Source organism: Flavobacterium sp. (assembly GCF_031409475.1).
GTDB lineage: Bacteria > Bacteroidota > Bacteroidia > Flavobacteriales > Flavobacteriaceae > Flavobacterium.
This window is the reverse complement of record NZ_JANNXH010000040.1, coordinates 21,071-30,191: the sequence shown is the minus strand read 5'-3', so window position 1 is coordinate 30,191 and position 9,121 is coordinate 21,071. Positions and strand designations below refer to the sequence as shown.

The window sequence follows — 9,121 nt, the reverse complement described above, 5'->3', positions numbered from 1 at the left end:
GAAACATAGAAAAAAAGAGTTAGATAGCCCACTTCATGGGTTCAGATAGCTATGATTTTCTTAAAATAAGTGAAACGCCTTTTAAAATTCACAAAATCTATGTTTCTATGTGGTAAAAAAAACGAATTACACCCAACGGGTTATCAATATCATTTCGAATGGCTTGTAGTTCTTTTTTATTTCTAGCCCCAAAAAGCAATTCGGCAGAACTTACATCAGAAATAGCTACGTTTTGTTGACCAATATTCTTAAAAATCTCAATAATGGTTTCGTTCCCTCTATAAATTTCTATAAAAATATTTGTGTCGCAAAGTATCATATTTATCTGCTCCAAGCATTATTGCGAAGTTCATTTGCGTCTAGAGAATAATCTTTCCAAATACCTGATGCCAGCGAAAAATTACTTTGTTTTTTTACTGTTTTACGAGAGCTTGTTTTTAATTCAGCATCAATATTCCAAGTTTTTAAAAATTGGAGTAAAGCTTCTAATTTATTTTGTTCTAAATCATTTTTAAAAATAAGTTGTGTCATAATCAAAAAAATTAAATTCTTTATAAAGTTACAAAAAAATACTAAAGTTTACTCGGCTTCAACTTGGCTTCTAATTACTTTAGATAGGTTTCTAACTATTTACTTTTCCCTCCAAAATTTACCGATAATAAATACTACTTTTGAAACATTCGAGTTATAGTATTTATGTTTAAAAAATTGCTTTTTGGGATTGTTGTCAGCTTCATTTCTGGGCTTCAAGCTCAAGAAACAAATTCGCTATACAAAACCAGAAAAATTAGTGTAACTCGCGACACGATTCACCTTGAAAAAGTAAGTATTAACTCCAGTTTTTTTAAATTGCTTGACGCCAATGGCAAAACTGTTGATACTACATTCTACAAAATAAATTTTATAAAAGGCACCTTAATATTAAAGGAAAATTTCACTGGAATTACAGATTCTATAACCGTAAATTACCTCAATCTCCCTGAAGAATTAACGAAAGAGTATCGAATTTACGATGCCAGCAAAGTGGTTAGCACTGACATCAATTCAGATAAACTTTACAAAATCGAAACCGCTTCGTTAAAACAAAATATTCCATTTGATGGACTCAATACTTCGGGAAGTATTACCCGTGGCGTAACCATTGGCAACAATCAAAACACAGTTCTTAATTCGAATTTAGATTTACAAATCACCGGAAAACTCTCGGAAAAAGTCAGTCTTAGAGCATCACTACAGGACAGCAACATCCCTTTGCAAGATGGAGGATATTCTCAAAAGTTAGATCAATTTGACAATATTTTTATGGAACTGTTTAGCAATAAATGGAACATTCGAGCCGGTGATGTTTTTCTTGAAAACAAGAAAACCCAATTCTTGAATTTTAATAAAAAAGTACAAGGTATTGCGGCAAATTTTGATTTCGGAACCGACGAAAATAAAACCAATATTTTTGCATCGGCTGCATTAGTTCGAGGACAATATGCCAAAAGCAATTTTGTAGGACAAGAAGGAAATCAAGGTCCGTATAAATTAAAAGGACAAAACGGGGAGTTGTATGTGCTTGTAATTTCGGGTTCAGAACGAGTTTATGTTAATGGAATTCTTCTAAAACGTGGTGAAAATAATGATTATACCATAGATTATAATGCAGGAGAAATTGTATTTACACCACTTTTTACCATCACTTCCGAGATGAGAATTGCCATTGAGTATCAATATTCTGATCGAAATTACACTCGGTTTGTAACGTATGCAGGCGGAACTCACGAAAATAAAAAATGGAGTTTTGGAGGTTATTTATATTCCGAAGGAGATTTGAAAAACCAACCCTTACAGCAAAGTCTCTCCACAGAACAAGTACAAATTCTAGCAAATGCTGGAGACAATCCTGATTTGATGGTTGCACCATCGGCATATGCTGATTCCTATTCTGAAAATAAGGTTTTATATAAAAAAAGACTATCGGGTGCAATCGAATTTTTTGAATATTCGAATAATCCTCAGGACGAATTATTTAATGTACGGTTTAGTTTAGTAGGTAATAATAAAGGAAACTATATTTTAAAAAACGCTGCTACAATTGGCAGAATTTATGAATATATTGAACCCATTAATGCTATCGCACAAGGTAATTACGAACCCATTGTTCAATTAGTTTCCCCAACAAAAATTCAAGTAGCCACTTTTGTCGGTAAATATAATTCGAAAGAAAGAACCGCTGTTGCTGTAGAAATTGCATTAAGCAACAACGACAAAAATTTATTTTCTGCTTTGTCCGACAATAATAATAAAGGGTTGGCAACTAAAATAAACACAAAACAACGGTTGTTTTCAAAAAAATGGCATGTTGATGCTTTTGCGAATTATCAATTTGTACAGCAAAATTTCAGTACAATTGAACGACTTTATACCATAGAATTTGACCGTGATTGGAATATAGGAACAACCTTGTTTGGCAACCAAAGCTATTTAGTATCCGGATTACAATTTGCTTTGCCAAATAAAGGAAATGTAGTTTATGAATTTGAAAAGTTAGATTTTACAGATAGTTTTTCAGGAAATCGACATGTTTTGAATGGTTTATTGAAGCTGAAAAATTGGACTATTCAAAATCAAGGCAGTTTTTTGAAAAGCGATGCAACAACAGCAACATCTAAATTTATTAGAAATCAATCTCAAATACGATATCATTATAAAAAAAACTGGATTGGAACAAGCCTACGACTTGAAGACAACCAGGAAAAAAATAAAACAACAAATCAGTTTTCGGCATTGAGTCAGCGATTTTCAGAATTTGGCTTTTTTACGGGTCGTGGAGACAGCACTAAAGTTTTTGTAGAATTAGGATATTTAAAAAGAGTAAATGACAGTTTGCAATCACAAAATATCGGGAGTGTTTTAGAACGCAAAAACACTTCTCAAACCTTTGTTTTGAAATCAAAACTAATTCAAACAAAAAAAAGCGATTTAACTCTTTATGCTAATTATAGAGTTTTAAATTTTGTTGCGGATTCAAGAAAAAACGAACCTTCGCTAAACTCCAGAATAATTTATAACGATCGGTTTTACAATCAATTAATTCAATCTACAACAGTTTTTGAAACCAATTCTGGATCTTTACCGCAACAAGAATTTACCTATCTTGAAGTTTCTCAAGGGCAAGGTGTTTACACTTGGAACGACTATAATAATAATGGAATTCAAGAATTACAAGAGTTTGAAGTTGCTCCTTTTATAGATCAAGCAAAATATATAAGAGTGTTTTTGCCCAACCGAGTTTATATAAAAACGCATCAAAATAAATTTTCACAATCCGTTACTTTAAACCCAAATCAATGGCAAAACGAAAAAGGATTTAAAAAAACACTGTCTTATTTTTACAACCAAGCTTCGTTTGTAATTGATAGAAAAATAAAAAACGAAGGAGCTAATTTCGACTTAAATCCTTTTAGTAATTCGAGCGAAAATGTGCTTGGTTTATACTCCAGTTTTAGAAATAGTTTGTTCTACAATAGAGGCAAACAAAACCATGCTATGACTTATACTTACATTCAAAATCAAACAAAAAACCTTCTTTCAATAGGTTCGCAAGAAGCAAAAAACAGTTCGCATCAATTTCAATATGCGCATTTATACAAAAAAAGTTGGCTGTTTGGTTTTTTTACAAAAACGATTCAAACCACAATAAGTTCTGAAAATTTCCCAGAAAAGAATTTTGATATTAAAGGGTACCTATTAGCCCCAAAAATAAGCTACCTGTTTTCAAAAAACACCAGTTGGGATTTATTTTATGAATTGCAAAACAAGGAAAACCAAATTGGAAATTTCGAAACCTTGATGCAAAACAGGTTTGGCACATCTTTTACTTATGCAAACACAAAGAGCTTGACCGTAAATGGAGAAATTTCTTTTTACCAAAATAAATTCAAGGGAAACGAATTCTCTTCGGTTGGTTTTCAAATGCTCGAAGGGTTACAAACTGGACAAAATTTTACTTGGAGATTGCTTCTACAAAAAAATCTAACTCAATTTCTTGATATAAACCTGAATTATCAGGGGCGAAAAAGCGAATCGAACCAAACCATTCACACTGGAAATGTTCAATTGAGAGCTTATTTCTAAAAATTTTGGCATTATTGTTGCAAAACAGAATTTTACAAATTTAAATTTATTAACTTTATTCTTTAAACTTTAAAAATCAATTTATTATGAAAAAATTATTGTTGTTGAGTTTCCTTATTGTATTTTCAACTAGCTTTTACGCTCAAGAAACTACTACAAAGAAAAAAACTAAAGCAAAAATCGAAAAAGCTGTTGCAGCTAAATCCGACGCTGAAAAAGAAGCAAAAAAACAAGCGGCAAACGAAAAACGAAAAGCTACAAATGCTGCTAAAAAAGAAGTCGAAAACGCAAAAGAAGCAAAACAAGAAGCTACAAATGCAAAAAGGAAAGCTACAATTGCTGCTAAAAAAGAAGCTGCCGCAAAAGCAGAAGCTGATGCTCTAAAAGAGGCAAAAAAACAAGCCGCAAACGAAAAAAGAAAAGCTACAAACGCCGCTAAAAAAGAAGCAGAAAATTCTATGTCTGCTAACGGAATTGAAAAATCTACTGCCGGAAAAGCTAAAGCCAAAGCAAACAAAGTCGATGCAACAATCAAAGATGAAAGTAAAAAAATAGAAAAAAAAGCAACAAAAGTTAGAGAGTCAAACGAAAAAGCCCCAAAAACACCAGACAAAGTTACAGGACAATATAATGGCAAAAAAGTATATACTGGTCCAAGAGGTGGAAAATATTACATCAATAAAAACGGAAATAAAACCTACATTCAAGATTAAAAGTTCTTGATATAAAAAATTTAAACTGTCCAGAAATAAAGTTTTGGACAGTTTTTTTTTACTCCGATTTAATAGTTTGATAATATTAAATAAATATACTCAGACGGTTGATTGTGTAACTTTCAAAATAAACAATGAATATTAATTCTGAAAATAAAACTATTTTGGTCGCTCCACTTAATTGGGGATTAGGTCATGCAACTCGATGTATTCCAGTCATTAAAGCCTTACAAGAAAATAATTATATCCCAATAATAGCTACAGATGGAATTGCACTGGAGTTGTTGAGAAAAGAATTTCCTTATTTACAAACTCTCGAATTGCCTTCCTATCAAATAGAATATGCCAAGAATGGCAAAAATTTTAAATGGAAATTATTACAAAATTGCCCACGAATGATTGAAGCCATTTTACATGAAAAAATAGTTGTTAAAGAATGGATAAAAAAATATGCAATCGACGGCATCATTTCTGATAATCGATTGGGGGTTTTTAATAAAAAAGTGCCTTCGGTATTTATAACACATCAATTAAGCGTATTGACAGGAAACACAACCTGGATTACCAGCAAATTACACCAGTATATTATAAAAAAACATTCTGAATGTTGGGTTCCAGATTTTGAAGGGACACCCAATTTAACCGGTATATTAGGACATATAAACGATGCCCATTTCAAAATAAAATACATTGGTCCATTGAGTAGAATGACTAAAAATGAAATTCCTAAACAATACGACTTGATGATTATTCTTTCTGGTCCTGAACCACAAAGAGGTATATTAGAAGAAAAATTAAAAAATGAAAGCTCCCAATTTGACGGGAAAATTATTTTTATAAAAGGGATCGTGGAAAAAGAGCAAAAAAAGGAACAAATACAAAATGTTACTTTTTATAATTTTATGAATACCAGACAACTTGAACAAGCATTTAATGAAAGTGAATTAGTTTTATGTCGCTCCGGTTATACCACAATTATGGACTTGGTTAAATTACAGAAAAAAGCGTATTTTATACCTACACCGGGTCAATACGAACAGGAATATTTAGCACAAAAATTAGAAGAAGAAGCTATCGCACCCTATTCAACTCAAGATGATTTTAAGATAAAAAACATCTTCGATATTAATAAATATAAAGGCTTGCCTCAATTAAATAATGCTATAGATTGGCCGACATTATTTGAAGTTTTTGAAAAATAAAAATTGTTTGTAAAAGGAGTGCTATTTTAATGAATAATAACCAACGGTTTCTATCATTAATTGACCCTCTGGGCTCAGTATCCAATCTATAAATGCTTTTGTTTCACCAGTTGGCTTCGATTTCAAATACATATATAAATATCTTGAAATAGGATAGGATTTATTTTTTATAGTTGCTGCCGATGGTAAAACACCTTTGCTCTTGGCATCTTTTTTTACTTTACAATCCTTTACATCTTTTGCATAAGCTGCACCGCCATAACCTATACCATATTTGTCTTTCTTGACAGCATTTACAATTGCAGCAGTTACCGGAAATGTTTTGCAAGTTGGGGAAAAATCTGTTTTAACCACATGCTCTTTAAAAAACTCAAAAGTTCCTGAACTACTTTCTCTACCATACAATTGAATTTTAACATCATCTCCTCCTACTTGTTTCCAGTTGGTTATTTCACCAGAGAAGATTTTGCCAATTTGTTGAACAGAAAGTTCCGAAACACTGTTTGCTTTGTTCAAAAAAACAGACAAACCATCTTTAGCGCAAGCAATCTCGATAGTGTTTTTGTTGTATTTTAATTTTATTTTTTCTGATTCTACAGGTTTTACTAGTCGGCTTGAGTTTGCAATATCGGTGGAACCATTGATTAATGCTGCAAATCCAACTCCTGATCCACCTCCAGTGACCTGAATAATCGTTCCCGGCTGTTTTTTCATATAAGCTTCGGCCCATTGCTTTGATAAAATTACCATAGTATCTGAGCCTTTAATCGTTATTCTAGTTACAGTAGTAAACGAAAAACAAATTATTATTATCATTGCTAAGAGAGCTGCAATTCTAAATTTAAACTTATTCATTGTAAAATGGATTTTATTTATTTGCAAAAATAAAATCTTAACGTTAAGATTGTGTTAATTCAATATTATTCAATCTTTATTTTTTGAGTTATTTTACAATAATTTTACAATAATAAAAGGTCTTCATAACTAGATTAAGCTCTTATTATCGAATATTGAACGCCTTAACTCAAATAAAATCAGACAAAAAAAACTTGTTTTGCCCATAAATGGTGCGCAATTATGAGCTGTTTAATAAACAAAAAGGGTTTTGCAAAAAAGGATAGTGGTGCAAAAGAAGTGTAAAGAGACGGTGGTAGAATTTGATAATATTAAGAGATGTTTAATTTTACTTTTTCTAATGTGAACGAAAATTCGGATCCTAAACCAAATTCGCTCTCCACATATATTTTATCTTTGTGGGCTTCGATAATATGCTTCACGATTGCAAGTCCTAATCCAGAACCACCTTCGGAACGAGAACCACTTTTGTCTACACGATAAAAACGTTCAAAGAGTCTAGGAATATTTTGTTTCTCGATTCCTTCACCGTTATCGCTTATTCGAATTAATACTTTTTTCTTGGTCAAATTAACTACACTTACTTCAGTCAAGCCGCCTTCTTTTCCGTATTTTATCGAATTTACAATTAAATTTTCTACTACTTGCTGGATTTTATCTTTATCCCCTTTTACAAAGATGGGTTTTATGTTATGATTTTCGAAAGCCAATTTTATCCTCTTCTTGTCGGCTTTCATTTCTAATAAATCAAATACATTCTGAATGAGATCGACGATATCAAATTCAGAAAATTCTAGATTCAAATCACCTACTTCAAGTTTGGTAATCATATCTAAATCTTCGACAATATAGATCAATCGTTCTACTCCTTTTTCGGCACGTTTTAGATATTTTTTTCGAATGACTTTGTCTTCCATTGCGCCGTCAATAAGTGTAGATAAATAACCTTGCACGGTAAATAATGGAGTTTTTAATTCATGAGAAACATTTCCTAGAAATTCTCTTCGATATTCTTCTCGAATCTTAAGCATTTCTATTTCAAGTTTTTTGTCGGTAGCAAACTTTTTTACCTCTCTTGTCAACGCCTCCATATCTGTGGTTATAGGCTGTGTGATAAAAGTACTGGATTCTAACAAAGATATATCGTCGTAGATTTTTTTTACTCTACGATAAATAAAACGTTCCACGCGATATTGAATCACCAGGAAAGAAAAAATGTAAATTATAATAATAAAGATAATTCCAAAGTAGAGTAAACTTGAAAAGGAATATTTGAACATCTCTTTGACCAATATCATTGCAAAAAAAGTGGCAAAAAGACTAATATATAGCGAAGATATTATGGCAAAATTATAGGTTTTTTTGAAATTAACTTTCATTTTTTAGGTATAAATAATTCTTGCTAATTTAATACAAAAAATTATACTTCAAATTTATACCCAACACCTTTTATGGTTTTAAAGAAATCATCGCCAATTTTTTCTCGAAGTTTCCTGATGTGAACATCTATTGTTCTCCCTCCAACTACAACTTCATTACCCCAAACTTTGTCTAAAATTTCATCCCGTTTGAATACTTTACCGGGCTTTGATGCTAATAAATAGAACAGTTCAAACTCTTTTCTTGGCAAAGCAATTACTACATTATCCTTTATTATTTTATATTCTTCACGATTGATTTCAATACCACCCACATTAAGAGTTTCGCTGTTTTTTTCTTGTTCCTTTAATCGTCTTAGCAATGCTTTAACTTTGCTAACTAATAATTTTGGCTTAATAGGCTTTGTTATGTAATCATCAGCACCAGCATCGAAACCAGCTACTTGGGAGTAATCTTCACTTCGAGCGGTTAAGAAAGCAATGATAACATTATTTAATTCTGGGATTTTACGAATATTTTCACATGCTTCCATGCCATCCATTTCAGGCATCATAACATCCATTATAATAAGATCTGGCAACTCTTTTTTGGCTTTTGCAACCGCTTCTCTTCCGTTACTTGCTGTAAAAATCTGATATCCTTCTTGGGTTAAATTGTATCCAACAATTTCTAAAATATCTGGTTCATCGTCTACTAATAGAATCTTGGTGCTTCTTTTTTTCATAAAAATAACAAAATGTATTAAAACCTATTCAAATTTAATGAATTTCTCTTTAAATTAAATAAATAGATTGGTAAATGTACTCATTATGTATGCTACTCAAAAAAAAAACAATAGACTTAACTTTA

At 31.5% G+C, this 9,121-nt stretch carries 8 protein-coding genes; 3 read left to right on the top strand and 5 right to left on the bottom strand.

The window, feature by feature from the left end; genetic code table 11:
* Nucleotides 1-97 precede the first annotated feature (97 nt).
* Together RMO53_RS07525 and RMO53_RS07520 are read right to left on the bottom strand one after the other, a co-directional pair.
* The gene (locus tag RMO53_RS07525) at nucleotides 98-319 is read right to left on the bottom strand and encodes a PIN domain-containing protein (protein WP_310379365.1); all 222 of its coding nucleotides are present in this window, start codon (nucleotides 317-319) and stop codon (nucleotides 98-100) included.
* Between the two features lie 2 nt (nucleotides 320-321).
* A complete protein-coding gene (locus RMO53_RS07520; protein ID WP_310379364.1) occupies nucleotides 322-531 on the bottom strand; it encodes a hypothetical protein in 210 nt (69 codons plus the stop codon).
* Between the two features lie 165 nt (nucleotides 532-696).
* Between RMO53_RS07520 and RMO53_RS07515 the strand changes: the two genes are divergently transcribed.
* The 3 genes from RMO53_RS07515 to RMO53_RS07505 all read left to right on the top strand — a co-directional run bounded on the left by RMO53_RS07515 (nucleotide 697) and on the right by RMO53_RS07505 (nucleotide 6,037).
* Nucleotides 697-4,122 (top strand): hypothetical protein, encoded by a 3,426-nt coding sequence (locus tag RMO53_RS07515; protein WP_310379363.1) that lies wholly within the window; start codon nucleotides 697-699, stop codon nucleotides 4,120-4,122.
* A gap of 86 nt (nucleotides 4,123-4,208) precedes the next feature.
* On the top strand, nucleotides 4,209-4,835 hold the full coding sequence (locus tag RMO53_RS07510; RefSeq protein WP_310379362.1) for a hypothetical protein: 627 nt from the start codon (nucleotides 4,209-4,211) through the stop codon (nucleotides 4,833-4,835).
* Nucleotides 4,836-4,969: 134 nt separating this feature from the next.
* Entirely contained in the window at nucleotides 4,970-6,037 is a 1,068-nt protein-coding gene (locus tag RMO53_RS07505) for a glycosyltransferase (protein WP_310379361.1), read from the top strand.
* Nucleotides 6,038-6,058: 21 nt separating this feature from the next.
* Here RMO53_RS07505 and RMO53_RS07500 read toward each other — a convergent pair whose 3' ends face one another.
* The 3 genes from RMO53_RS07500 to RMO53_RS07490 all read right to left on the bottom strand — a co-directional run bounded on the left by RMO53_RS07500 (nucleotide 6,059) and on the right by RMO53_RS07490 (nucleotide 8,996).
* Nucleotides 6,059-6,892 carry a PstS family phosphate ABC transporter substrate-binding protein gene (locus RMO53_RS07500; protein ID WP_310379360.1) on the bottom strand — a complete coding sequence of 278 codons (834 nt, stop codon included), beginning with the start codon at nucleotides 6,890-6,892 and terminating at the stop codon, nucleotides 6,059-6,061.
* Between the two features lie 311 nt (nucleotides 6,893-7,203).
* Entirely contained in the window at nucleotides 7,204-8,271 is a 1,068-nt protein-coding gene (locus tag RMO53_RS07495) for an ATP-binding protein (RefSeq protein ID WP_310379359.1), read from the bottom strand.
* A gap of 41 nt (nucleotides 8,272-8,312) precedes the next feature.
* Nucleotides 8,313-8,996, bottom strand: coding sequence for a response regulator transcription factor (locus RMO53_RS07490; protein WP_310379358.1), 684 nt, complete (start codon nucleotides 8,994-8,996; stop codon nucleotides 8,313-8,315).
* Nucleotides 8,997-9,121: the final 125 nt, after the last annotated feature.

Bases quoted from the DNA above. Each gene is read 5' to 3' on its own strand.
- RMO53_RS07525 (WP_310379365.1), bottom strand. From the start codon at position 319: ATGATACTTTGCGACACAAATATTTTTATAGAAATTTATAGAGGGAAC.
- RMO53_RS07520 (WP_310379364.1), bottom strand. From the start codon at position 531: ATGACACAACTTATTTTTAAAAATGATTTAGAACAAAATAAATTAGAA.
- RMO53_RS07490 (WP_310379358.1), bottom strand. From the start codon at position 8,996: ATGAAAAAAAGAAGCACCAAGATTCTATTAGTAGACGATGAACCAGAT.
- RMO53_RS07505 (WP_310379361.1), top strand. From the start codon at position 4,970: ATGAATATTAATTCTGAAAATAAAACTATTTTGGTCGCTCCACTTAAT.
- RMO53_RS07515 (WP_310379363.1), top strand. From the start codon at position 697: ATGTTTAAAAAATTGCTTTTTGGGATTGTTGTCAGCTTCATTTCTGGG.
- RMO53_RS07495 (WP_310379359.1), bottom strand. From the start codon at position 8,271: ATGAAAGTTAATTTCAAAAAAACCTATAATTTTGCCATAATATCTTCG.
- RMO53_RS07500 (WP_310379360.1), bottom strand. From the start codon at position 6,892: ATGAATAAGTTTAAATTTAGAATTGCAGCTCTCTTAGCAATGATAATA.
- RMO53_RS07510 (WP_310379362.1), top strand. From the start codon at position 4,209: ATGAAAAAATTATTGTTGTTGAGTTTCCTTATTGTATTTTCAACTAGC.